Below are 23,316 nucleotides of genomic sequence, written 5' to 3' on the forward strand. Positions count from 1 at the left end.
TGCTACTCGTCATTGGCGAAGTCGGCCACATCCGCTTCGAACGCGATGCCCGCGAGTCGGCGGAACTGGCTGCCGTGGAAGACGAGTGGCGCGGCCTTCGGATAGGCCTGCAGGCCTTGGATTTCAAGCAGCGCGACGGCGTGGTCGCCTGCCGGAACCTCACTGTACAGGGAGCATTCGAGCCACGCGGTGGCGCCACGGACGAACACCGCGCCTTCGGGCGTGCGATCCCAGGCGACGTCGGCGAAGCGGTCAGTGGTCTTCTGGGCGAGGCTCATGCATATGTTGTCTTGGCCCTGCGCCAACACGCTGATCCCCAACCGGGGCCGCTCACGCAGCCTCTGCCAGGTGGTCGAAGATGCCTGAAAGCACACAGAGACCAGTGGAGGGTCGAGGGACACTGACGTGAACGAGCTGGCCGCCATACCCACCGGAGCGCCATCGACCATCGCGCACACCGCGGTGACCCCTGAGGGGAAGCATCCGAACGCTCTGCGCAGCAGGCTGGGATCGGCGGTAGGCGACTCGAAAGCGATCATGGTCACTCGTCGAGAAGACGCGAGCTCACAGTCCCGCCGGATCGAAGAATTGCAGTTTCGGCTCGCCCTCGATCATGCCAGCGATCCGCTCCATGATCCCGGATTCCATCCGCCACTTGAAGTAGTTCTCATAGTCCTCGCGGCTATTCCACTTCTCCATGACCAGCAGATGTGCGGGATTATCCTGGTTCCGAACGAATTCGATGCATACACAACCTTTATACGGACGGGTGTCCGGAAGAATCTTCACCATGAAGTCACGGAAGTCGTCGTAGCGGCCTTCCTTGATCGTCAGTTCCATGATTGCCTGGACGGTCATTCGCAACTCCTGTTGTCGGTGCTACACCTACGTTGTGACCGGACTGATGCCCTGCGCCAGGATCTTCGCGGTGATGTCGGCGCCGTGACGGTTGTCGAATTCATCGAAAGTGGTTTGGATTTCGTTGTGCACAGCTTCGACCAGCGGCAGCCAATCGGCATGAGTAATGATCAGGAACTGCCCTTGCTGCATGGCTTCGACCACCTGCTCACCGACGCGGTTGGGATCGGCCCCCTGCGCCAGTAGTGCGTTGTTGCCTTCGACCACGGCAGTGTTCACTTCTTCGCCAAGCAGTTTCGCTTCGCCTGCGCCAGAGGTCTCACTGATTCGGGTGCTCACCGTGCCCGGGCAGAGCACCGAGACACCGATATCGGTGCCCTCGCATTCGCCACGCAGCACCATCGACAAACCGAAGCTGGCGAACTTCGCCGAGGAGTAGGCGCCGACGCGGATCATTGGCACGATCCCGGCCATCGAAGCGGTGTTGACGATGTGGGCGCGACCACCGCGGCCCTTGAAACGCGGCAGGAAGGTCAGCAGGCCGATGAACTGTCCTTCGACGTTGATCCGGTAGACCCAGCGCCAGACTTCAAGCGGCGTCTTGTCGAGTTCTCCACCGCCGTTGGCGCCCGCGTTGTTGCACAGGATCGAGATCGGGCCGAGGACCTCCTCGGCCCGATCGGCCGCAGCTGCCCACTGCTCAGCGTCTGTGACGTCTAGCGGCACTGCCATCACCGAGCCACCGGCATCGGTCAACTCCTGCTCGACCATGGCCAATCGAGTGGCGTCGATATCGGCGAGTGCCACCTTTGCGCCTGCTGCGACGAGCGCGCGGGCGATCCCGAGCCCGATCCCCGATGCCGCTCCGGTGACGAAAGCTGCTTGTCCTGCGGGCCAATTCGTTGTCATACGCTCACCTTAGCCTATCTGACATGTTACTGTGTCACATTAGCCCTGGGCTGATGCTGAATTAGTGTGTCCGCCTCATGACATCAGTGCGGTCAGGTCGCGGACGGGATCAGTGCCGTCCCAGTCGGCTGCGGCCGCGGCGGCGGCGGCGAACATATCGAGCACCAGACCGCTCCGCCCCATCAGTTCGGTCATGCAACCGGTCATTGGCCGGGTGTCCACATAGGCGACCGGCGTCTGGCCCGCGACCACTCCGGTCATCACCACCTCGAAGCCGTGTCGCTGGTAGTTGCGGCATTCGGCCTCAACGTCGTCGACAAAGCTGCAGAGATGATGGAGTCCGCTTTCGCCTTCCGCGTAGACGTCGCGGTACGGCGATGGGGCTCCACCATGTTGCTTGATGAGTTCAATCTGGACTGGACCGGACTGGGCAATCGCGCAACTCATGTCCACTGCAACCGGACTACCACGATGCGTCGCTTCGGTGAAGATCCCACCGACATGCTCGCCCACGTAGAACGGCCCAATCCCTGCCATCTGCCGCCAGTGTTGAACAGCGGCATCGAGATCATCTACAACCCAAGCTATTTGGCAAATCTGCTTTGCTGCGAGCACTTCGCGCCTTCCTTGCGTGTCGATGTGCGGAAACCCAGCCGATGGCCTGCCGTACCGCGTCCAAATTGACACGGCGAGTGACATCGCTTAGCGTCACTGTATTAGATCGTTCTATTTACTGCAAGGCCGGTTTCGACCGCCCGGGCCGATACCGTCTTTTGACGAGCCTGTCTTGGTCCACTGGAGCTGAAGTTGAGCACTGAAAGCGAAACTGCGCGAGTAGCACAAGCAGCGCGAAAAGTCGTACAGGAGTACAACCCCCACTCCGTTCCGCTCCCCGAGTTCTTCGCTGCTTGCTTCGACGCCGGCTTGTGCTGGGTGCATTTCCCCTTGGGGCTCGGTGGGCTCGGCGTATCCCGAGGACTTCAGGGCGTCGCGGACGCGATCCTGCATGAGACCGGCGTGCCCGCAGCGCATGAGCTGAACCTCATCGGCTACGGGATGGCTGCGCCGACCATCTGCGAGCACGCACAGACCGAGGAGCTGAAACGTAAGTGGCTCCGGCCGCTCGCGACCACCGAAGACATCTGGTGCCAGCTGTTCTCCGAGCCTGGTGCCGGGTCCGACTTGGCGGGGCTGGCCACATCGGCCATCCGTGACGGTGACGAGTGGATAGTGAAGGGGCAGAAGGTGTGGACCACGCTGGCCCACCGCGCCAGTTGGGCGCTGCTGCTCGCCCGCACCGACCCGAATGCCCCGAAGCACAAGGGCCTTACGTATTTCGTCGTCGACATGCGCTCCCCCGGCGTCGAAACCCGCCCACTGCGCCAGATGACCGGCCAAGCCGAGTTCAACGAGGTCTACCTCAACGGCGTCCGGGTCCCGGACGCGCACCGGCTGGGCGCGATCGGCGCCGGCTGGCAGGTCGCAATGACCACGCTGATGAATGAGCGCAACTCGATCGGCGCGAGCGGCACCCATCGCGGCGACGGCACGATCGCCGACGCCGTCGCGCTGTGGACCCAGCGCCCAGATCGCCACACCCCGGTGCGACGCGACCGCCTCACCCAGCTCTGGCTGCGCTCGGAGGCACAGCGGCTGACGTCGCAACGCTCCCGCGCCACCGCAACCGTGCGCGGCCCCGGCCCGGAGGGGTCAGTCGACAAGCTCGTCGGCGCCGAATTGAATCAACGGATTTACGAGTTCTGCATGGACCTCCTCGGACCTGAGGGGCTTCTCTACGACGACTACACGATGCGCGTGGTGAGCCCCGACGACGACCAAGGGCCCGTGCAGCAGCGCTTCCTACGTTCGCGCGCCAACACCATCGAAGGCGGCACCTCAGAGGTGCTGCGAAACGTTCTCGGCGAACGGATCCTGGGCCTGCCCGGCGATCTGCGTGCCGACTCCGGACCATGGCGTGAGGTGCCCCGTGGCTGACCAAAACTCAATCACAAGCGCACAATTCGTGTTCACGCCGGAGCAACAAGAATTGCGCACGGCGGTGCGCGGGTTTTGCGCCGAGCACTCCGACAAGTCCACCGTGCGCCAACTGATGGAGTCCACTCCCCCGTTCGACCAAAAGAGTTGGTTGCGACTCGGGTCGGAGCTCGGCGTCCTCGGGCTCGGCGTACCGGAGGAGCTCGGCGGCTCAGGGGGCGGCCTCGTCGACGCCGCGATCGCCGTCGAGGAACTGGGCGCAGCACTGTTCTGCGGTCCTGTCTTCGGCACCCTCGCGCTATCAATCCCCGCGCTCGTTGCCGCGCCGAAAACACCGGTGCGTGCCGAAACCCTCGGTCCGCTCGTCGCGGGCACTCGGACCGCCGCGTTCGCTGTCCCAGAACAGGCCGGACGCTTGGCAGTCGATGCTGTGACGTTGCGGGCCAACGGTTCTCGGGACACGTGGTTCATTTCCGGAACCGTTGAGCGTGTCGTCGACGCCGGCGCCGCAGACGACCTGCTCGTCGCCGCGACCGGTCCGGGCGGAGTCGCACTGTTCGTCGTCGATGCCACCGGGCCCGGGGTCGAGCGCACCGCGCTGTCCGCGTTGGACATGACCCGGCCGCAGGCCGCGATCCGGCTCGCCGACGCCCCCGCCCGACTCGTCGCCGGCCCGGAGGCCGCGCCGCGCATCTGCGAGCACGCCCTGCAGGTCGGTGCGGTGCTGCTGGCCGCCGAGCAGGTCGGCGGTGCCCAGCACCTGCTTGACCTGAGCGTCTCGTATGCCAAGGAACGCTTGCAGTTCGGGCGACCCATCGGTTCGTTCCAGGCTGTCAAACACAAACTCGCTGACATGCTGGTTGATCAGGAGCACGCCCGCTCCGCGGCCTACTACGGCGCTTGGGCACTGCAGGACGGCTCGGACGACCCCGCACTTGCATCGTCGATCGCGCAAGCGACCTGCTCGGCCGCCTTCACCCGCATCGCAGCCGACACCATCCAAGTGCACGGCGGCATCGGTTTCACATGGGAACATCAGGCGCACCTGTACTTTAAGCGCGCCTTCACGGACGCCGCCCTGCTGGGCTCCGCCGAGGAACACCGATCGCGGATCGCCGAATTGGTGCTCGACAACGCCACGCCGAGTTACGAAATCACCGTCGCGACCGGGTGAACGCCGGGAAGGTATACCAATGAGTTTGACACTCAAGGAAATGGAACATGTGCTGTTGGCTCACGAAATAGCCGAGCTGGAACAAGATATCGATGCCACGATGGCCACCGTCGTGCCCGATCCGCACTACGAACTTTCTTCGCTCGGGTGGATCATCGACGGCGAGGCCGCGGTGCGTGAGATGTACCGAAGGATCCTGCCGGTCGACCATCGAGATGTCGCTGCCGAGAAGCGGATTCATGCGGTAGCCGAGAACACACTGCTGCGCGAGGCCGTCATGTCCTTCAACGACCTCGAGGGCAAGCGGGTCAGTGGCCTGTACCTGGTCGTGCTGGCCTTTGATCCTGAATTGAAACTGATCTCGGGTGAGCGCATGTACATGGATCCCCTGTTCGCGCAGATGATGTCCGAGCAACTCGGCCCCGACTTTGCCGAGGTGTCCGGCGTGTCACGGACCGCTGATAGGTTGCCGATCATCGCCAAGCACGATGCCTATGCGTGGGCCCAATCCGAGGGGCGCACCATCGATCCGCACCGGAAGAAATAGCTCCTCGCGCAGTCATCGACTCTTCCGTTGTGCGGCAATGATTTCGGGGGCGGCAGTGGATACGGGTGTCCGTCGGGTGGGCAGACTACTTGATGGTAATCCCGCGACGAGCGGCCACCTCGTACGCATCATGCCTGTCGATCATCGGAGCGACATCGCTCAGCTTGGTGACACCAGGCACGTCGGCAAAGTCCGGACCGAGGTTTTCGGCCATCATCGCCGCAAAGTTGGTGTCCATATACATCCGCTCGCCAGAAATCAGCTTCTGCTCGGGATCGAAGGACATAACGACGATGTATCCGCCGGTAACCCGCTCGCCGGCAGAGGTGGTGAACGACACGTGCGCCTCGCGGACCAGCGTGTTATCCGCGATAGCATGCACTCGCATCTTGGCTGCCACATTCCGGCGCCGAGTGCCCGGCAGGATGCGGCTGTAGGCCTCCCGAACGGCATCATAGCCATCGAAGGCATATCCCAGGGTCGGAAGCTCATAGTGCGGATTGTCAACCAAGGTGACCATTGTGGCGTCGAGGTCTTCTTCCAACTCGCCCTTCTCGTGCGCGAGCAGGATTGCTTCCATTTCCTTCTTGCTCATGGCTTCCATGGCCTGCAGGGTCTCCTTTGATCCATCACTGGGCTGCGATCGCATCCATCGCCGACCTGGGTCGCGTCGCGGATGCCAGGCTTCCTCTCGGCATCGGCACTGCGGATCCCGACTCCAGATAACTAGGTAGATTGATCTATGCCGGTGACATTAGCCACTTTCTGGCATGTCGTCAACGTTCCCTAGCGGGGTTATCGACGTGCTGCCAGTCTCTTTTCCAGCGAAGAGGGTCGCAGACTCGCGGGTTTTCGCGACGTTGATTCGGTCGCTCGGTCGTGAGCCTCGCGGGGCTTTCATCTGTTCACGCTGCAACAGACCGTGCTTCAGCTGCGACCTGGACCTGTTCACCGGCGAAGAGTCTGTTCATCGCCTCGGACGCGGAATCCAAGCCGTGTACAACGTAATCTTTCCAACGCAACTGCCCGGATTCGATTCAAGAAGCCAGGTCGCCCTAGGCTTCGCGAGCACGCGAAAAATGGCCCAGGACAACGAATCCTGGATGGTCAGTCGGTTCATGAGGAACCCATGCGGGCCCACCCGCCGTCCAAACGGGCGACATAGGTTCCTCGCGACCAGTGACCGGATGCGGCGATTGACACCGTCGCGAAGTCACAGCTAGATTAGATAGAACAATCTATGCGGCTGCTGCCGTTTTGGCGGCGACGACTGCCGATCATTCGAACCGCTCGACAGCTGTCCCAAGCAGAAATGCCATCACGCATGAGGAGACGAGAGGTCTGATGGGGAATCTAGAAGGCAAGGTTGCGATCGTGACCGGATCGTCGCGCGGTATCGGAGCGGCAATCGCACGACGATTAGCGGCCGATGGCGCGGCCGTGGTGGTGAACTATGTGGCCTCTGCAGACAAAGCGCACGCAGTGGTCGAGGGTATTCAGCAGGCCGGCGGCACGGCGACCGCGATCCAGGCCGACATGGGTGACTGGTCGCAAGCCCAGGCGCTAGTTCAGAAGGCGGCAGCGGAGTTCGGCCGCCTCGACATCTTGGTCAACAACGCGGTACAGGAGGTGGGCAGAGAGCCCATCGAGGACCTCACCGAGGAGTTCACCTACAAGCAATTCGCGGTCATTGTGATCGGGCCGATTGCGGCCATGCAGGCGGCTGCGCCGCTGCTTCCCGAAGGCGGTCGCATCATCAACATCAGCTCGTGCGTCACGGTCCACCCGGTCCCGTGGAGCACCGTCTACTCGGGGACGAAGGCCGGCCTGGAAGGGGCGACCAGGTCGCTTGCCGCCGAGCTCGGGCCGCGGAACATCACCGTTAACTCGATCGGGGTTGGTTTCACCAAAACGGATTTGATCGGAACGAACACGAAAGAGCAGGACGATGCCTTGATCGCCCGCACACCGCTGGGCCGCATCGGAGAGCCCGAGGACATCGCCGACGCGGTATCGCTACTCGCGTCACCGGATGCGCGGTGGATCACGGGACAACTGGTGCTGGCGAGCGGGGGCATCGTTCCCTGACGCAAGTTCTAACCGGCGCGTCATCTACGCCGTGTGAATGAAACCCGTTTTGCCCCAAGGTAATGCACATCAGTGACGTCACCAAGCACGTATCGGCGGCGACACACTGGCGGTGACCGGACCTGCCGGAACGCTGGGCGGCTATGCCATTCCAGCTGGCCAAGGTGGAGGGGCTCAGAGTCATCGCCGATGCGTCCGAAGCCGACGAGCAGCTCGTCCGCGAACTCGGCGCCGACCATGTCATTCGCCGCGGCAAGGATTTTGGCAGCCAGGTCCGCGAGATCGGTCCAAGGCGGCGTTCGCGGCCGTTTGGTTCTGGAGTTCTGATGCCGGGGAACGAGTCCGCGGAGTCTGTGGTGTGTGACTTCATGGCTGCGTGGCGGCGTTGGCAAGTAGACGAACTCGCCGGCTTCCTCGGCGATGACGCAGTTTGGGTCGACGGCTACAACGTCGAAATCATCGGCGCGTTCGACGTTGACCAGCAGCGGGCTAATTGTCCGATGGCGCGACTACTACGACTCCCGAACGCTCGAGGCCAGCATCCGTAACCACCCATGCGCGCGTCGCGCGAGTTCACGCTGTTGACGAGCCCGCGATTTGGTGACTAACCTATCCACTAGATCAATCTATCGGCTCGCACATCCACTGTTTTCCATGACAGCGGCGTGTGTGGAGCCGACGGATCGACCGAGGTTGGTGACCGATCTGGCCCGACTGTAGGACGGGAGAAACGTCTCGCTCACGACCGGTTGCACCGCAGGCCCGCTGGCCGGCCGCGTCGCTGGGCGTCCGATCAAGGAAGGTGTCATGTCCGATTCTTTCAACGCTTTCGTTTTGAACAAGGGAGAAGGCGGTTTCAGCGCCGGCGTGCAGCAGCTCACGCTCGACGATCTGCCTGCGGGCAACGTCACTGTGCGCGTGCAGTACTCAAGCGTCAACTACAAGGACGGACTCGCCTGCCTCCCCGAGAGTCCCGTGGTGGCCACGTACCCGATGGTGCCGGGCATCGACCTGGCCGGCACCGTCGTCGAATCCAGCGATCCGCGCTTCACCGCCGGCCAGGAGGTGCTCGCAATCGGTCGTGCGCTGGGGATTTCGCAATTCGGCGGCTATGCCGAGTACGCGCGCCTGTCCGGAGATTGGGTTGAGCCACTTCCGGCAGGTCTGACGCTCAAGGAAGCAATGGCTCTCGGGACGGCCGGGTTCACCGCGGGCCTGTCGATTCAACGGCTGGAGGACAATGGGCTCAAACCGGGCGACGGGCCCGTACTGGTGACCGGCGCGACCGGCGGCGTGGGCAGCGTTGCGGTGAACATGCTTGCCGGCCTTGGCTATGAGGTCGCCGCTAGCACGGGAAAGGCGGCGGAGCACGAGTATCTCCAGAAGTTGGGCGCCAGCAAGATCCTCAGCCGCGAGGATGTCTCAGGGCAGAGCGATAGCCCCCTGGAAGCCGAACTCTGGGCTGGCGCTGTTGATCCGGTGGGCGCCGACACCACGGCGTACCTGCTGCGCACCACGCGTTACGGCGGTTCGGTCGCGACCTGCGGGCTCACCGGCGGCTTCGCGATCGGCACCACCGTGCTGCCGTTCATCCTCCGTGGGGTGAACCTGTTGGGGATCGACTCCGTTCAGTGCCCAGCCGACGTGCGCGGTGCGGTGTGGAAGCGCCTGGGATCAGACCTCAAGCCGAAGAACCTGGCGGAGAGCATCTCTCACGAGATCGGACTTGACGAGATCCCCGCGGTGACTGCGAGCATCCTCGGCGGTGCGGTGAAAGGTCGAACGATCGTACGGCTCTAGGCGACATGCATGCAGCCGGTGTTCGTGACGGCATCCGCCCAGCAAGATTTCGACAATTTGACCCAATCTGACAAACAGGCCCGTCAGAATGGGAGTTCGGCAGAGAGGAACCGTTAATGGCAACAACACTGACGTTGGAGCAGATGGAAGAGTTGCTCAGGCTCCACGAGGAGGCTGAGTTCAATCTCGACCTCGATGCAACGATGGCAACGCTCGTCGAGAACCCCGTTTACGAGTTGCCCTCGCTCAACTTCTACATCGAGGGCCGGGAAGCCGTCGAAGAGCTCTATCGGCGGATGCTTCACGGCGGAGACGTGCGGAACTTCTGGGCGGATAAGCGCACGCACGCAATCTCCCCGAGCAGCCTTATTCGCGAGGCGTGGGTGTACTTCGACACCGATGAGGGAGTCCGTACCACCGGCAGCTACAACGTCGTGATGGACTTCGAAGGCGACAAGATCGCCGGCGAGCGGATGTTCATGGACGCCAGTTTCACCAAGACAATGGCCGCGGTTCTCGGGCCTGATTTCGCTGACGTTCCAGGCGTTTACCCCCTGAACCAGAAGCAGCCGCCACCCGTGCCGCGCCTGGATCGGGCGGCCGCGCACGCAGCCAACTCGAATCACTGATCCCACAGCACCCGCCAAATACCGCGGGAACTCGTCGAAATACCGCCGTATGGCGGATGATTCACTTGGTATCCAGCCGCACGGTGGAGGCATGAAGGCAGTCGTTTGTAGCGCGGGACAGCTCGAAGTCACGGATATTCCCAATCCCAGGCCGGGACCGGGGCAGGTTCTCGTCAACGTGTCGCATTGCGGGATATGCGGTTCGGATCTGCATGCCCGCGTGCACACCGACCAACTAGCCGACATGGCCACGACTGTCGGTTATGACCAAATGCCGCGGTACGAGGACAAGGTGGTGTTCGGCCATGAATTCTGCGGCGAGGTGGTCGAATACGGGCCGGACACGCTTTGCCGCTGGAAGCCGGGCACGCCTGTGGTGGCGATGCCCATGTGCCGCAACGGGCGCGACGTACAATTCATCGGGGCCTCGACGGAGGTGCCGGGTGGGTACGCCGAGCAGATCGTCGTGCAGGAATCGATGACGTTCGACGTGCCGAACGGCTTGCCGGCCGCACATGCGGCGCTGACCGAGCCAATGGCAGTCGCGTGGCACGCGGTGCGCCGCAGTGGAATCAGAAAGAAGCAGAACGCCTACGTCATCGGCTGCGGTCCGATCGGGTTGGCTGTGATCGCGATGCTGAAGGCGGCCGGCGTGCGGGCCGTCGTCGCATCCGACTTCTCTCCGCGGCGCCGAGAGTTGGCCGCGCGCTTGGGAGCTGACATTGTGGTCGATCCACGCAACGCGGACCCGTTCTCGTCGTCGCCGCGGCCGAACCGGCTCAACAACGTCCGGGATCTACTGAACCTCGGCTTCGACACCATGGAGAAGTTGCGCTGGATCCCGAATCTGCCTTGGTGGTATGCATTTCGCGTCGCACACAAGCTGGAAATCGGCCCTTCGGGGCCAGTCGTCTTCGAATGTGTGGGCGTGCCGGGCATGATCGACAACCTGCTCGCGACCGTGCCCATGATGAGCCGCATCATCGTGGCGGGTGCCTGCCTCGAACCCGACACGTTCCGCCCCGGAATGGCCATCAATAAAGAGATCGACCTCCGCTTCTCCACCGGATACGACCCCGGCGAATTCCGCGACACGCTACACATGCTCGCCGATGGAACAGTCGACCCCGCGCCCCTCATCACCGGAACGGTCGGATTCTCAGGTGTGGAAGCAGCGTTCGCCGCCCTGGGTAACGCCGAGGAGCACGCCAAGATCCTGGTCGACCCCGCCAGCACGGCCACGATGCCGTAGCCGGGATCTAAACACTCACGCGGGGCAACGACGCCTGCGCGATGGGACTCAGTCGATGCCCTCTTCGAGCACAGCGGTGATGCTCTTCACGTGTCGAGAATTCTTGCGACCCAGTCGTTGCGCGCAGCGGCCGCGGCATGCGCCAGTGCCGTGTGCGGTGCGATCAGATCGAAGCTGTGGAACCCTCCTGGCCACACATGCAGCTCGGCCTGGACACCGGCACACCACAGGCTTGTCGCGTAGGCGACGGCTTCGTCGCGGAACACCTCCGACGAGCCGCAGTCGATGAAGGCCGGCGGCAGGCCGGAAAGATCGGTCGCACGCGCGGGTGCAGCGTAAATCGACACGTCATCGGTACCGCGGCGATCTCCCAGGAGAGCAGTCCAACCCGTCACGTTGCTCGCCCTGATCCAGATCCCTTCGTCGTAGCACTGCATGCTCGACGCGGTCTGGTCACGGTCGTCGAGCATGGGGCACATCAATACCTGGCCAGCGAGCTTGGGCCCGTTGCGATCACGCGCCAGCAGCGCATTACCGGCGGCGAGTCCGCCGCCCGCACTGGTGCCGGCGATGATGAGGCGGTCGAGATCGATTCCCAGCTCGGCGGCGTGCTTGGCCGTCCAGAGCAGGCCGGCGTAGCAGTCCTCGACCGGGTAGGGGTCCGGGAACTCCGGGGCGATCCGGTATTCGACAGTGACGGCGACGGCATCGTGCGCGACGATCGACGGCATGATTTGCCCGACGCCGGCCATGCGGTTGCCGACGATCATCCCGCCGCCGTGGATGTGGTAGATGCCGGGGCCGACGTCGGACTTGTCGGTCCGCGCGATGACGGAGGCGACGAGCTCCGCACCCTCGTAGCCGCGGATCGTGACATCGCGCCGGACGAGGCCGGCTGCTGTCAGCTCGTCGTCGGTAATGATCCCCGGCGGCTGCGCATTACGCAGCTCCGCGATCGTCTCAAGGGTGGCCTCGGGTATCTGGTCGCCGATCGCGGCGAGGACTGTCTGCAGCTCAGGGTCGAACGGCGGTCGGGGGCCGAGCCCGCGCATTCTGGGCCTCCTCAAAAACTCGGCGCGGCTCCGCCATTCGCTCGGACCGCGCACACAGTCGCATTACTTCATTTGTCCTGTGCTAGATCGCGAGCCGACGCAATGATTGCACGCACGGTGCGCCGACATCGCCCGCACTCCGATCCGGCGCCACATTCCCGTGCAACTTCCTTCGATGTCGACGCACCCGCAATGACCGCCTCGGCAATGGTTTTCGTCGTGGCTCCTGTACACAGGCAGACATACATCAGCGGTCCGCTAAGCCTCAGCCCGGACCCGCATGACACCTCGCAGCGTTCCCAGAAACAATGGCGGATATGCGCCGAATCCCGCGCCATGCATCCATTCCGCAACGTCGGGATCGGTTTGCTCGATCAATCGCTTCGCCTTCGTGGCGTCGTCTACCTGATGGAGAACCATGACCTCGCGATCGTCGTCGAACGCTTGATACACCCAAAGTTTCTGCACCCCGGCCGCTTCGATCTGCTCAAGCGTGCGATGAATGTGCTTGAGCAGGGTCGCAACGTCGTCGACCAACGCGATCACGGCGACGACCACGCCGGCGGGTTTGCCCTGCAACGGCGCATGTATCTCAATCTTCTCGACGATTTCGCCGACGAACACCGCCGGGATGTCCTCAACCCCGCCCGAGTCGAACCACTCGAAGACGACAGGTGAGCGCAACAGCTCCGCACGGGGAACCTTGTTACGGACCCCGATAGTCACGAAGACCCGGCCCTGCGTCTGGACCGACTCATACATCACGACGTGGTGCGCGCCGATGCTGGCAAGATCCGACTCACGCTTGACAAGCTCAGACCACGCGTGGCCGGGATTGCTCACACGGTAATCCGATGCGAGGACCAAGGACACTCTAGTAGCCACCTATTCGCGTGAACTGCGTCGAGAGGTGAAACACCTTCGGTGAAAGCCCATTTGATCTACGGAAGAGGCTCGTAAGGGGGCGGCCCGTCGCGATCGTCGCACAGCTCGCTCACTGCGAGGTCGACGATCGTGTTGGCTTGCTGTTCAGTCAGGCCATAGGGTGGATGAAGGGCGGACTGGTATACAGCTTGCTCTACCCACCGCGTTGGGGGCTTGCCTTGGGCCCTGAGCGCACACACTTCATAGCCCCATTCCTTGACCTCGTAATCGCCACCGCGGGTACTGATTCCGGCGTCCTTCAGTTTCTGGAGATAGGACTTACCGTCGGCGTTGGCCGGTGAAATCCCGATAATGCCGAACAGTGCCATCAGTGCGCCCGCCAACGCTACGCTGACAGCCCACCCGCTCCTGGTGCGAACCATCACCTGTCTCCGACGACTTGCCCGATACCGCCGACGTCGCTGATTTTCCAGCCGTTGGAGGGATCTATCGTCACGCTGTAGGTGGCCGTAGATTGCAGGTTCTCGGCGGCTTGGACCGTCTTGGTCATAACGCTGACGAACGCATCGACGACGTAGACACCTTTGTCGTGTGACCTCACTTTGGCGGCAATGGGTTTCGCCGAGGACGACCACTGCAACGGAAGCAAAATCTGCTCCATGGCGTTCGCGGCATCGGTGAGTTTCTTGCCCAGCTCAGGCGTCGTTCCCTCGACCAACGCACGTTTCCACGGTGCCAGGTCCTTGTAATCCATGATCGCGGCTCGCACCGCGTAGTCAAGAGCCACTTGCTCGGCATGCTGGTCCTCGCGTGCCTGCTGTACCTGCACATCGAGTTTGCGGTTCGCACCGATGTACAACCACGTCATCACACCCAATGCCGCGACGAGGCCAACGATGGCTAGCCCCAGCGACAAACCCCGAACAGATATGGAGATGCGCCGCTCCGTGCGGGTAGTCGCACCTTTCTTGGCGACGTTGGCGTCGCGATCGCCGTGCTCCTGATTGTCGGTAGCACCGCTGTCCGGATTCACATTGTCGTCGTCGGCATCCGCCGGTGCGGCCTCTGCGATCGACTCGGTGATGTTCATATCCTCACCCGCTTTCGTGGTGTTCTTGTCGGAGTCTTCAGGGTTCGGGCACATCAGCTGCTGGCCTCGGGAGCGTCACGTGCAGCTCGATTGCGCCATCAGGGGGGGTTGCCGCCAACAGGTTGGACAGAATCTGACTGCTGTCGATGTTGCGGAGGGCGCTCGCTATCGCCTGGACGTTCGGGGTGAGTGGTTCGGTAAGAACTCGCAAGTCAGCCCCGCGATCGTCCAAAAACTGTTGAATGCGTTGCATGAACTTGCCAAAAATGTAAGTGTCCCCCGGTTGGTCATCGCGTAAGGCAAAGTTCGCTCCGGCCTGCCACAAAAAGTGAATGAGCGGGCCTAGGGCGTTGACGTCTGGTGCGGCGCGAGCAAGCAAGGAACCGACGAAACCGGCGTGCTCCAGCAGACTCTGAAGGTTTTCCAGCGCTTGTCTGCCGCGGCCGTTGAGTCCTGCGGTGGTGTTGTGGAGGACCTGGCTCGCACGCTCCAAGTTGGGGAGGACGGTGTACGGATCCGGCAGGCCTGCGTCGGCTTCGTTGACCACCTTCTGAAGCTGACCGGGGTCAAGCTGGTGCAGCGTCCGGCCCACTGCGACTCCCAGTTCCGAGATCGATCTCGGCGCGACGATCGATTCTGCTGGAATGCGCTGACCGTCAGTGAATGTGGCTCCGCTGGATTTCCGCGGTTCGAGTTCGAGGTAGGACTCGCCGAGCGCGGACAGGTTCTCCAGCCGAACGACGGTGTCCCGGGGAACTTTGAATTTGTTGTCAAGGAAAAAGTGGATGGTGGCGTGCGAAGTCGACGTCTCGACGCGCTCGACCTTTCCTACCGGAACTCCACGCAGCAGGACGTTGGAGCCGACGACGAGGTTGCTCACGTCGGCGACGTCCATCACAAGGTTCGTCCGATCCTCTGGCGGAGCTACCCGGATGCCCAGGTGCGCAACATAAGCCAGGAAAGCGGTGACCATGACACTGAACACGACGAATACCGCTGCGACTCTCATCATCACGGGACGGCTCCTAGCATCCGCAGCACCTGTTCCACGTTGCCCGACAGCTCGCGCCCGTCGGGGCCGACGATCGAGGTGATGTTTATCGCCGGATTCTTTTGTTGCGGAAGGAAATAGTCCAAGATGAATCTCCGCCAGCGTGGGTACTCGGCCTCCACAGCCTGCTTCGACCCTTGCACCGCTGTCATGGCATCAGCAAGGGATGAGAACGCCGGAACCATGTAGTATCCGCTGCTGTAGATCGTCCCGACCGACGGCAGCAAGTTGCCGATCTCGCGAGAAACAACCGTGGATCGCTGGAATCCCCGTACACCCTGCGGGGTGAACCAGAAGCTCAGTTGTGGCGCCCATCGGGCCGACGCATTCGACGTTTGTTCCAGCCCGGTGAGCATGTCGTCGACGGTGCCGACATTGTCGGATAGTTGGTTGAGGTCAGTCGTTACCTGCGATACCACTCTGCGCACTTCATCTTGCGGAGGAGTAATCCGGTTGAGCCGGACGAGCGTGTTCTGCCCACGCTGTATCGACCCACTGCCGATGAAGTTCGCCAAATTGGCAATGGTGTCCTCCAGCTGAGGTGGAGAGATTGTCTGTCGCAAGGGAATTCGTTCTCCGGCAGCTAGTGGCCGGGTTGGTGCTGCACCCCCGACCGGAGGCTCCAAGGCCAGGTATATGTCGCCGAGGACCGTGGCCTGTTGAAGCACCGCAGACGTGTTGGACGGAACCTCGACTCCTTCTTGGATGCGTGCCGTCACATCCACATGGGTGCCGGCTACAGCGACCTTGCTCACCTCTCCCACGGTTGTACCGTCCATGACCACTTTCGCCCTGTCTGGCAAATTGAGCACGTTGGCGAACTCGGCGACGATGTCATAGCCATCGCCATATGTGTGGCCCGGCACCGGTAGCGCATCGACAGAAAGGGCATCCAGCGACGAGCACCCGGTGGCGCCCAGGCCGCAGACCATCGCCCAGATCACCGCTTGGAGTCGAAGTCTCATCGCCGCTGAGCCTCCGTGAGTACGTATTGCAACAGTGCGACATCGACCGCGTAGGGTCGGCCGCCGACGTCTGCGCAGCTACCAGGAGCTGAGGCGTTCATGACGCCGCATGCCAGCAGACCGTTCGGTGTCGGTATCCGGTACAGCGGCGGACGCCAGGTAAGCACACTGAACGAGTGGTTGTTGAGGTGTTTCGCGATGCCTCCGGCGACCGCTCCCGGTGGCTCACCGTTGGCGCCGCTGATCATCCGCGGCACAAAATTGAGCATGTTGGCGAGGCCCTTGTAGTGCGGGCTGAAGATCCGCATTAACTCGCCCGTCTCATCCAGGGCATTCTGCAACTCGGGTCCTAGTTCCAGCTCGATGTCCTTGACGGCGGCCAAGAGGTCGGCAACGGGCGCGTCAAATTCCCCGGCGCCGTGCAGAGACTTCACCAAGTTAGGCGCTATCACCGGCAGGTCGATGATTTCTTGCTTGAGAGGCGCACGATTGGCGCGCAGCATCGATGTCAGTTCGGCGATGTTGCGGGTGATTTCGCCCATTTGGGAAATCGCCTGGTCTGGGTTGTCCAGTAGCCGCGACGACCGAACCAGCAATTGATTAGCGCGATCTCCCTGGCCCGCCATCGCTTCGTCGATGCCGCGCAACGCATCGGCGATATTCGTCGAGCCTTCCGGGTTGACAGTGTTCACGAAGTCGGTCGCCGAACCGATGATCCTCGAGATGCTTAGCGGGGTAGCATTCTGATTCAGTGGAACGCACTCGCCGGGCTTGAGTTTCGGACCACCTGTGTAGTTCCCTACGAGTTCGAGCGCGCGGTCTGCCAAAATGGAGGGCGATCGGGTAACCGCCCGCACTCCTGTCGGCACAGGTCGTCTCCCGTCAAGCGAGAACACGACCTTGACCTCTGTATCGCGCGGCTCGATCTTGCGGATCTCGCCGATCGGATATCCCATCTGCGTGACGTGGTTGCCCACATACAACCCCACGCTGTCGGGCAAGATCGCGCAGTACTCATGCGCTGCCGAACCTGAGGCAGTCGCACATGAGGTGGCGCCGAGGACGGATGAAATCACCGCAGCCACACCAATGAACCGACGGTTGCTAAGGCCCAGAGGCCACATCAGCAGCGCCTCCCCTCGATCGGAAAACATAGGTCTGTCGCGAGGAGTTCTTGCGGCGTTCCGGCATTTTGCCAATCCAGAGTCGTTTGCAATCGCCCCCGGATGCGGCGTAGCACGCGCACGACAACACCGTTGCGGTCGGCGATCGTTTGGATCTCGCCCAGTATCCCGCGGACCCTGTTGAGGAAGTCTTGCCGGTGTTCGAAGTAGAACGGGATGATGGGGTAGATCTTGTCCACGATCTTGCCTAGGCCGGCGAGCGATGAGGCAAACCCGTCGCCGTAAAGAACAAGCGTCTCTTCGAGTATGGCGATGCGGGAGATCAGGTATTCGAGCAGTTCCCGGTTGCCGTTCATCGTCTGGAGGTACTCATTGGACATTTCGAGGATGCTGGTCAGTTGGCCGCGCTGGCGTTCCAGGACCTCGCTGGTACTGTTGCCGGCGTCGAGAACCTTGGCGAGGATTTCGGAGTTGCTTCCGGTCAGGCCCTGCTGAATCTGGTTGAGCGATTCGTTGATCGGCCGGGGCGCGACCTGGTCGGTAATCTTTGTCGCGTCCGAAAGGGTCCGAATCAAGCTGTACGGCATGGTAACTCGGTCAATCGGGATTGGGCGCCTACCCAAAGGCCGATCACCAAGCGGCACAAGCGTAACGAAATACCCGCCGACGACTGTGAGCATCCGGACTTCGACCTGCGTCTGGTCGCCTACGAACACGTCGTCTTTCACGGAAAGCTGGACCCGGGCGTGCTGGGATTCCAGTGAAATGTGCTTGACCTCACCGACGTCGATGCCGGCGACACGCACGGAATCACCAGGTTTCACCGAGGCCACATCGTCGGTGTAAAAGGTCACGAGCTGACGGTGCGGTGGTGAGATGTATAGCTCGGCAACGACCAAAGCGACGATCGTCGTCAGGCAGATGGTTACGACGCCCCAGAACAATGGGCTACGCAAAGACCTTGTCACTGACGGCATATGACCACCTTCCGTCCATTGAGGAGCACATCCATAGGAAGGGGTAGTACGGCCGGGCCTTTGGAACACGGGACGGGGGTGCCTGCAGCTGTTGGCTCCGGGATGTTCTCCCACACCACCGGTATGCGCTTGATGCCGTCGATTTCGTTGTAGACGTTGGTGAACGCTTTGTCGAGCGCTTTCGCCGGGTCCCAACCAGGCTTGTAGTTCGGCGCCGTCCACTCCCCCGAGTTGAGTCCTAAAGCGTCGAGGAGGCGAGCCACCTGACCCGTGAACTCTGGGCCGTAGACCTGCGACTTACGGAACTCGTCGAGAACTGTCATAGCCGCATCGACATTGATCCTGACCTGGTCCAAAATCGTTGGCAGCGCATCGGATTTGCCACGTACACCTTCGGCGACCCGCTGCAGATTGCGCATGAGCGTCGCGATCACCGCCTCGCGGTCGGAGACCAGTGCCGTCAGTCTCTTGATGCTCGCGAGCATCGGGCCGAGGCCATTGCCGTCGCCCGCCAGGAAGGTGGCGACATTTTCGGTGAAGGTGTTGATTTCGCTGGGGTCTAGGGTGGCCAGGACCGGCTGAAGTCCGTTGAACAGCTTGGTGATGTCGAAGGAGGGTATCGTCATCGATGTTGGAATGCTGGCCATTTCATCTGACACCGCACCCTCGGCGGGGTCGATCACGTCGATGTAGCGCAATCCGGTGAGAGCCTGAAATTTCACCGCCAAGCGACTCGTGGGCACGATGCTGTAGCGGCGCTGCATGGTGAACTGAACCCTCGAGAGGGTGCGTCCGTTGGACCTGTTGAGGGCGAGCGACTGCACTTTGCCGACTCTGACACCGCGAACCCGCACGTCCGCCCCTTCGTGCAGACCCGACACATCGGTGAACTCTGCGGTGAAGCTACGGGTCTCGCCCGCGACGGGTTGCCTGATCTCATTCGAGATGAGGATCAACAGCATCCCGCTGACCACGATCGCGAGACCGAACTTCCACACCGCCCCAAAGTGTTTCATCATTCGGCCCCTCCCAGTACCAGGCTGAGTGGCGCCGCCACCCCGGGCAGCTCATCCAGAACGATCCGCACCTGTAGTGCCCGTTGGTCTCCGGAGCCCGCATACATGCGTTCCAGCCGGGAGCGCAGTTCGCCTAGCTTCTCCGCAATATCTGTCGGTTGCAAAAGTCGTGGTACGACGTCGGCCATGATCCGGGTCTGGTCAAGCAATGGGAACAGGTCGTAGGTGTGCGACTTCTCCAGGTCGCCGATCTTGGAGAAGAGGTCGAGTCGGGCGGCATTGAAATACTCTCGATACCGCCCAAACGCGAACTTGTCCGGATTGGTGGCCAAAAGGTGGCTTGCCTCCTCGTAGTTCTTCAATTGTTCGGGGGTGTAGTAGCGGAGGTACGGATTGTTCGCGCGATCCTTGGCCGGGTCGAAATCCAAACCGGTGGAAGCGTTCATGAGGTAGTTGTTTCCGACATTGAGCGTCGCGTCAAGGAAGGAGGGCAGACCCACACTGATCGCGGCCGTATTCCGCAAAAGCTGCTCGGTACTCACCGTCTGGACGTCCGTAACGGTTGTTGAAACGAGAATCATTGTTTCGAATAGTGGATTGAGCGCATCGGTGTAGCGGGTAGCACGGTCGATGACACTGATCAGCTGCGGCGTGACGACTTGGTGCGACAGCTCACCAAGGCGATACAGCAGCGTTTGGAGGGTGAAGTTTCCCGCCGGCATGACACTGATCGAGGCGCCGCTGCGCAGGATCTGCCCGCGGTCTGTGGGAATCAAATTGACGCCAGTTACGCCGAAGTAGTTGGCGGGACGGAAGTCGATGCCGACGGCGTCCGTCAATCCCTTGGTGGGGCCATTTTGCAACTCAACGTCCATGCGGACGCGATTGCCGGCAAGTTTGGCGATGTTCTTGACCTCACCCACCTTGACGCCGTGCAAGATGACCGCGGTGCCATCGACGACGCCCTGCCCGACGTAGGGCGTTTCGATGGCAACCGAAATGGTGTTCTTGGCCGGCTGCCCAGCCGGGTTGATCGCGGTGTGGTACAGCAGCAGAGTTCCTGCGACGACGAGAACGAACCCGGCACCGATCCAAGTCAGAATGCGCTCGTGTCGTTGTTCGTTGACCCGAAGTAGCGTCGTCGTCATGATCGAAACCTCTACCCGGTGAACACAAATGTTGGCTTGAGGCCCCAAAAGGCCACCGTGAGGACAAAGTCCAGCACCATGATGGCAACCAGGCTCGCACGTACCGCGCGCCCCGAGGCCACACCCACACCGACCGGTCCACCAGACGCGAAATAGCCGTAGTAGCAGTGGATTATCGTCACCGCAGCACAGAAGGCCGCCGCCTTCAACGTGGAATACATGAGGTCGGTCGGTGACAGGAATTGAACGAAATAGTGCTTGTAGGTTCCAGCGGGCGACCCGTAAATCGCGGTAATCATGCCGTTGGAGATAAAGAAACTCACCAGCAGCGTCAGCGCGTATCCGGGTATCACAATGAGCAGGGCGCCGATGAAACGCGTCCCCACCACGTACGGAATAGGTCTCAAACCTATCGCGTCGACGGCGTCGATCTCCTCGGCGATGCGCATCGCACCGATCTCGGCGGTCATGCGGCAGCCAGCCTGCGCGGCGAAAGCAATCCCGGCGACCAAGGGCGACATCTCCCGGACGTTGGCCAGACCGCCCACAATTCCTGAAAGCGCACCAAATCCCAAGATGTTCAACGTCGCCCAGGCCTCAATCGCGATCGACGCGCCGATCGCCATGCCAAGGATGGTCAGGACACTTACCACTCCCCCATCGACAACGAGAGACCCTCGGCCAAAGGCCAGGCTGATCATCCGAGCCAGAGTCTCTTTGCGGTAACGCTTGACGGTCACCGGCAGCAGGTAGATGACCTGACCGACGAAGAGAAGAGCTCCGCCCATCGTGTGCAGGGGCGCCTGAAGAACCTGCACGAATCGCTTGATGAACGGAAACTGGTCGAAGTATCGCGATGGCGCCGCTGCGTTGGTGATCACTAGGCCACCGCCATGGGGAAGAACATGGCCTGCACCTGCGTGATCACCAGATTCGCCAGGACGATCCCAACCACGTTCACAACGACCGCTGCATTCACCGCGTCGGCCACACCTCGCGGTCCGCCCTTGGCCTCAACACCTTTCAGCGACGACACGATTCCCACGATCGCTGCGAACACGACCGCTTTAGCGATGGCGAACCAGACGTCGACCATCTTGGCGAACGCACCGAACGACGCCCAGAAGCTCCCACTCGTCACATCGCTGACCGTGATCGCAAGCATGAACGACGCGATCACCGCTGAGGCAAGAATGACGGCCATCAGTACGGGAGCGAGGACAATCAACGCGACAAACCGCGGCACAACCAAAAACCGAACTGGGTCAACTCCCATCACGCGCAACGCGTCGAGTTCTTCACGAATCGCCCGTGCACCCAGGTCCGATGCGATCGCCGACGCCGCGGCACCGCCCATCAGCAAGCCTGCCGTAAGTGGCGCCCCCTGACGGACGACCCCGACCCCGCTCGACGCCCCCACGATCGACGCTGCCCCGACCTGGTTGATCAAACCCGACGTCTGGACAGCCACCATCCCGCCGAAAGGAACGGCCATTAGAAGTGCCGGCAGCGCGGTGACCTTATACAAAAACCAACATTGGTGAATGATTTCGCCTACGGGCAACCGCAGCGATATTGCGTCCTGGACGATGTAGCGGACCACCGCCGCCACCATCAGGACCGCACGGCCGGTGGTTGCAGCACTGTCCACTGGTGCCCTCGTCAAGCGCGGCAATGCCACGCGTGGGCGACCGGACGTCGGAGTCGCCGTCAGTGCCGTCACGTCGCTTCGCCCGCGACCGTCGCCGGCTGTGAGGTGAAGTTCACCAGTGCTGGTGGCTATCATCTGTTTGCTGGCTCGTTCCCTGTCATCTGGCGGTCGGGATAAAGCGACCGGTGCATACACCCGTGGTAAACGCGGGCGAGTGTGACGACCCTCTCAGTCGTTCGCAGCATCTTACCGCACTGCTTTGTCAGATTGTCAACGGTCGGATCGGATTGAATCTGCAATGCAGATGGAGCACTCGACCTGCGTTGGCTGTGGTCTGACCGCGGTTTACCCGCCATTTGCGAAGTACCCGCGGGTTATTGCTACGCGCCCGCTGATGCGGCCTAACCCTCGCCGGAGCCACGAGAGTGACGGTGGATGTCAATAACTCTCGACGGCGCCTGGGCAGCCATCGCCGTGGCCACCTCCCCCGCCCAGGACCGGCGACGAAGCCACGGAGCTTTGCTGAGGAGCGGACAGACACGCACACAGATGCCCAGCGCCGTCGATTCCGTGCAAGCCGGCTTAGTCGCCTGTTAACACGATGGCCGCCGTGGTGTTACCGCTATGGGGGTCGGTCACAACGTCGGCACCGTATCGGGTGTAAGAGCAATCAGGGATGGTATCCCAACCAAATAGCGCGGCCCCGTAGATGGCCTTTTGCTGAGCGTCTGCGAATTGGTTGACGTTTGCGAAGCCGGATAGCAACTTAGCCTTGCCCGCCGGGTAGGACAATTGGCGCAACGCCGGCATCGGATCCTCCATGGGCTGGTACCGCGCCGTGTGGTTGGCGTAATTCTGCGTCTCGAGGTTGGCACGCTGAGCAATCCGCTCGAGGACGGGATCGGATTGCAACGGAGGACAGCCACCACGTTTCGCCGCCACCGCCGATCTCAAGTCCGCGGTTGCATCGGCAGACGCCAAGGGCGCCAACACAAGCGACGCCACGGCGACCATCGTCGCAACAACAACCACGCACCGAGGCGTCATCTCCATCCGCCCCCGCCCGCTCGACACTGAAAACACCACTCCCTCAAGCACTTACCGG

Annotated in this window: 27 protein-coding genes; 8 read left to right on the forward strand and 19 right to left on the reverse strand. The window is 61.9% G+C overall.

Annotation, left to right across the window (positions count from 1 at the left end):
• Nucleotides 1-2 precede the first annotated feature (2 nt).
• The 4 genes from G6N47_RS01160 to G6N47_RS01175 form a co-directional block, all read right to left on the reverse strand.
• Entirely contained in the window at nucleotides 3-539 is a 537-nt protein-coding gene (locus tag G6N47_RS01160; protein WP_083130457.1) for a flavin reductase family protein, read from the reverse strand.
• Nucleotides 540-564: 25 nt separating this feature from the next.
• Nucleotides 565-858, reverse strand: a complete 294-nt coding sequence (locus G6N47_RS01165) for a putative quinol monooxygenase (protein WP_083129831.1) — start codon at nucleotides 856-858, stop codon at nucleotides 565-567.
• Between the two features lie 27 nt (nucleotides 859-885).
• A complete protein-coding gene (locus tag G6N47_RS01170) occupies nucleotides 886-1,767 on the reverse strand; it encodes an SDR family NAD(P)-dependent oxidoreductase (RefSeq protein ID WP_083129832.1) in 882 nt (293 codons plus the stop codon).
• A gap of 75 nt (nucleotides 1,768-1,842) precedes the next feature.
• The gene (locus tag G6N47_RS01175; RefSeq protein ID WP_163659512.1) at nucleotides 1,843-2,382 is read right to left on the reverse strand and encodes a VOC family protein; all 540 of its coding nucleotides are present in this window, start codon (nucleotides 2,380-2,382) and stop codon (nucleotides 1,843-1,845) included.
• 192 nt (nucleotides 2,383-2,574) lie between these two features.
• Between G6N47_RS01175 and G6N47_RS01180 the strand changes: the two genes are divergently transcribed.
• The 3 genes from G6N47_RS01180 to G6N47_RS01190 are packed head-to-tail and all read left to right on the forward strand — an operon-like array spanning nucleotide 2,575 to nucleotide 5,483.
• The gene (locus tag G6N47_RS01180; protein WP_083129834.1) at nucleotides 2,575-3,762 is read left to right on the forward strand and encodes an acyl-CoA dehydrogenase family protein; all 1,188 of its coding nucleotides are present in this window, start codon (nucleotides 2,575-2,577) and stop codon (nucleotides 3,760-3,762) included.
• Nucleotides 3,755-4,936 carry an acyl-CoA dehydrogenase family protein gene (locus G6N47_RS01185; RefSeq protein ID WP_083129835.1) on the forward strand — a complete coding sequence of 394 codons (1,182 nt, stop codon included), beginning with the start codon at nucleotides 3,755-3,757 and terminating at the stop codon, nucleotides 4,934-4,936. The genes G6N47_RS01180 and G6N47_RS01185 overlap by 8 nt, the downstream gene beginning before the upstream one ends.
• Nucleotides 4,937-4,976: 40 nt before the next feature.
• On the forward strand, nucleotides 4,977-5,483 hold the full coding sequence (locus tag G6N47_RS01190) for a hypothetical protein (RefSeq protein ID WP_232080091.1): 507 nt from the start codon (nucleotides 4,977-4,979) through the stop codon (nucleotides 5,481-5,483).
• An 85-nt stretch (nucleotides 5,484-5,568) separates the two neighbouring features.
• On the opposite strand, the gene G6N47_RS01195 is transcribed toward G6N47_RS01190, so the two are convergent.
• On the reverse strand, nucleotides 5,569-6,087 hold the full coding sequence (locus G6N47_RS01195) for a hypothetical protein (RefSeq protein WP_083129836.1): 519 nt from the start codon (nucleotides 6,085-6,087) through the stop codon (nucleotides 5,569-5,571).
• A 653-nt stretch (nucleotides 6,088-6,740) separates the two neighbouring features.
• On the opposite strand from G6N47_RS01195, the gene G6N47_RS01200 reads away from it, so the two are divergent.
• From G6N47_RS01200 to G6N47_RS01220, 5 genes are all read left to right on the forward strand, one after another.
• Complete coding sequence (locus G6N47_RS01200) at nucleotides 6,741-7,571, forward strand: SDR family NAD(P)-dependent oxidoreductase (RefSeq protein WP_232080092.1); 831 nt, start codon at nucleotides 6,741-6,743, stop codon at nucleotides 7,569-7,571.
• 143 nt (nucleotides 7,572-7,714) lie between these two features.
• Complete coding sequence (locus tag G6N47_RS30250; protein ID WP_372517491.1) at nucleotides 7,715-8,119, forward strand: MDR/zinc-dependent alcohol dehydrogenase-like family protein; 405 nt, start codon at nucleotides 7,715-7,717, stop codon at nucleotides 8,117-8,119.
• A 259-nt stretch (nucleotides 8,120-8,378) separates the two neighbouring features.
• The gene (locus tag G6N47_RS01210) at nucleotides 8,379-9,371 is read left to right on the forward strand and encodes an acrylyl-CoA reductase family protein (RefSeq protein WP_083129838.1); all 993 of its coding nucleotides are present in this window, start codon (nucleotides 8,379-8,381) and stop codon (nucleotides 9,369-9,371) included.
• Nucleotides 9,372-9,514: 143 nt separating this feature from the next.
• Nucleotides 9,515-10,000, forward strand: coding sequence for a nuclear transport factor 2-like protein (locus tag G6N47_RS01215; RefSeq protein ID WP_139799300.1), 486 nt, complete (start codon nucleotides 9,515-9,517; stop codon nucleotides 9,998-10,000).
• A gap of 91 nt (nucleotides 10,001-10,091) precedes the next feature.
• On the forward strand, nucleotides 10,092-11,252 hold the full coding sequence (locus G6N47_RS01220) for a zinc-binding dehydrogenase (protein WP_083129840.1): 1,161 nt from the start codon (nucleotides 10,092-10,094) through the stop codon (nucleotides 11,250-11,252).
• A gap of 86 nt (nucleotides 11,253-11,338) precedes the next feature.
• On the opposite strand, the gene G6N47_RS01225 is transcribed toward G6N47_RS01220, so the two are convergent.
• The 14 genes from G6N47_RS01225 to G6N47_RS01290 all read right to left on the reverse strand — a co-directional run bounded on the left by G6N47_RS01225 (nucleotide 11,339) and on the right by G6N47_RS01290 (nucleotide 23,309).
• Nucleotides 11,339-12,304 (reverse strand): alpha/beta hydrolase fold domain-containing protein, encoded by a 966-nt coding sequence (locus G6N47_RS01225; RefSeq protein ID WP_083129841.1) that lies wholly within the window; start codon nucleotides 12,302-12,304, stop codon nucleotides 11,339-11,341.
• Between the two features lie 68 nt (nucleotides 12,305-12,372).
• Complete coding sequence (locus G6N47_RS01230; protein ID WP_083129842.1) at nucleotides 12,373-12,552, reverse strand: (2Fe-2S)-binding protein; 180 nt, start codon at nucleotides 12,550-12,552, stop codon at nucleotides 12,373-12,375.
• 10 nt (nucleotides 12,553-12,562) lie between these two features.
• On the reverse strand, nucleotides 12,563-13,147 hold the full coding sequence (locus tag G6N47_RS01235) for a fatty-acid--CoA ligase (protein WP_232080093.1): 585 nt from the start codon (nucleotides 13,145-13,147) through the stop codon (nucleotides 12,563-12,565).
• 98 nt (nucleotides 13,148-13,245) lie between these two features.
• Nucleotides 13,246-13,557, reverse strand: a complete 312-nt coding sequence (locus G6N47_RS01240) for a DUF732 domain-containing protein (RefSeq protein ID WP_163659514.1) — start codon at nucleotides 13,555-13,557, stop codon at nucleotides 13,246-13,248.
• Between the two features lie 53 nt (nucleotides 13,558-13,610).
• Nucleotides 13,611-14,279: a hypothetical protein gene (locus G6N47_RS01245; RefSeq protein WP_083130459.1), complete on the reverse strand. Its 669-nt coding sequence runs from the start codon at nucleotides 14,277-14,279 to the stop codon at nucleotides 13,611-13,613.
• Between the two features lie 37 nt (nucleotides 14,280-14,316).
• A complete protein-coding gene (locus tag G6N47_RS01250; RefSeq protein ID WP_232080293.1) occupies nucleotides 14,317-15,291 on the reverse strand; it encodes an MlaD family protein in 975 nt (324 codons plus the stop codon).
• Nucleotides 15,291-16,262 (reverse strand): MlaD family protein, encoded by a 972-nt coding sequence (locus G6N47_RS01255; protein WP_139799364.1) that lies wholly within the window; start codon nucleotides 16,260-16,262, stop codon nucleotides 15,291-15,293. Before G6N47_RS01255 ends, G6N47_RS01250 begins: the two co-directional genes overlap by 1 nt.
• A gap of 29 nt (nucleotides 16,263-16,291) precedes the next feature.
• Nucleotides 16,292-17,380 (reverse strand): MlaD family protein, encoded by a 1,089-nt coding sequence (locus G6N47_RS01260; RefSeq protein WP_232080094.1) that lies wholly within the window; start codon nucleotides 17,378-17,380, stop codon nucleotides 16,292-16,294.
• Between the two features lie 38 nt (nucleotides 17,381-17,418).
• Nucleotides 17,419-18,396 carry an MlaD family protein gene (locus G6N47_RS01265; RefSeq protein WP_083129848.1) on the reverse strand — a complete coding sequence of 326 codons (978 nt, stop codon included), beginning with the start codon at nucleotides 18,394-18,396 and terminating at the stop codon, nucleotides 17,419-17,421.
• Entirely contained in the window at nucleotides 18,384-19,415 is a 1,032-nt protein-coding gene (locus G6N47_RS01270; protein ID WP_083129849.1) for an MlaD family protein, read from the reverse strand. The genes G6N47_RS01265 and G6N47_RS01270 overlap by 13 nt, the downstream gene beginning before the upstream one ends.
• Nucleotides 19,412-20,560 carry an MlaD family protein gene (locus tag G6N47_RS01275; RefSeq protein WP_083129850.1) on the reverse strand — a complete coding sequence of 383 codons (1,149 nt, stop codon included), beginning with the start codon at nucleotides 20,558-20,560 and terminating at the stop codon, nucleotides 19,412-19,414. Before G6N47_RS01275 ends, G6N47_RS01270 begins: the two co-directional genes overlap by 4 nt.
• 11 nt (nucleotides 20,561-20,571) lie before the next feature.
• Nucleotides 20,572-21,348 (reverse strand): ABC transporter permease, encoded by a 777-nt coding sequence (locus G6N47_RS01280; RefSeq protein ID WP_083130460.1) that lies wholly within the window; start codon nucleotides 21,346-21,348, stop codon nucleotides 20,572-20,574.
• A gap of 92 nt (nucleotides 21,349-21,440) precedes the next feature.
• Nucleotides 21,441-22,175, reverse strand: coding sequence for an ABC transporter permease (locus G6N47_RS01285; RefSeq protein WP_372517512.1), 735 nt, complete (start codon nucleotides 22,173-22,175; stop codon nucleotides 21,441-21,443).
• A 618-nt stretch (nucleotides 22,176-22,793) separates the two neighbouring features.
• Nucleotides 22,794-23,309 carry a hypothetical protein gene (locus tag G6N47_RS01290; RefSeq protein ID WP_139799301.1) on the reverse strand — a complete coding sequence of 172 codons (516 nt, stop codon included), beginning with the start codon at nucleotides 23,307-23,309 and terminating at the stop codon, nucleotides 22,794-22,796.
• Nucleotides 23,310-23,316: the final 7 nt, after the last annotated feature.

Origin of the sequence: Mycobacterium branderi (genome assembly GCF_010728725.1) — a bacterium.
GTDB lineage: Bacteria > Actinomycetota > Actinomycetes > Mycobacteriales > Mycobacteriaceae > Mycobacterium > Mycobacterium branderi.